The sequence below is a fragment of the Gemmiger formicilis genome (genome assembly GCF_024462815.1).
Taxonomy (GTDB): domain Bacteria; phylum Bacillota; class Clostridia; order Oscillospirales; family Ruminococcaceae; genus Gemmiger.
The window spans coordinates 1-739 of sequence record NZ_JANGCG010000049.1 but is presented as its reverse complement, the minus strand read 5'-3'; the positions used below and the strand labels follow the sequence as shown (position 1 = coordinate 739).

Sequence of the window (739 nt, the reverse complement as noted above, 5' to 3'; positions counted from 1 at the left end):
AGACAAAGAAATAAGGTTGTTTGTGAGCATGACAATATTCTTATTATACAAATCGCATTGACGTGCGCACAACTTGAGTTGCTGTCTAATTGCTTCCATAGGAGTATATTCCCGCAATGTAGACCAGTTGTCAAGCCCATACTTGGCAATTTTTAGGGCATCTTTCGGGTCGGATTTTACTTTGCGCAGAGAGCCTGCTCCGCTTTGCTTAATAAGCAATGGGTTCAGGATGCTTACAAAGATTCCCTCACTGTGAAGCAGCGCTGCTACTGGCTCATGATATCTGCCTGTTGCTTCCATTACAACGCGGGTATCTGGTTCCATGCAAAGAACATCCAACGCAAGATGTGACAGTTCAATATCTGAATGCCTTACCTCATATGGCGCTGCAACAAGCTCCCCACCGGGCTTCATGGCAGCTACCATACTCTTACCCTTAGAAACATCGATTCCAACTACGGTCATTCGTTTTCCTCCTAATTTGAATTTGCAATGGCTTCCGCCTTTTACTTATTGCTTGTTCAATCTCCTGAGTAACACGAACGCACCGCTACGGTGGGACTACCTGCGTAAATCGAATGCTGCGAATAAGAACGGCGGCTGACTGACTGCTTAACGGACGTGTAAGTCCAAGAAAAATGGTGTCCGGCCACTACGTTCTTATTCTACAGCTTAGGCAACAAGTTGGATAGCAACACGGCTGGATGCCGTGGGGCTACCCACAAATATATTGTAGGAG

At 46.0% G+C, this 739-nt stretch carries 1 protein-coding gene; it reads right to left on the bottom strand.

Going from position 1 to position 739, the window contains the following annotated elements; genetic code table 11:
• On the bottom strand, window positions 1-465 hold a 465-nt coding region (locus tag NE623_RS14430; RefSeq protein ID WP_256276162.1), incomplete at its 3' end, for an IS110 family transposase.
• Window positions 466-739 lie beyond the last annotated feature (274 nt).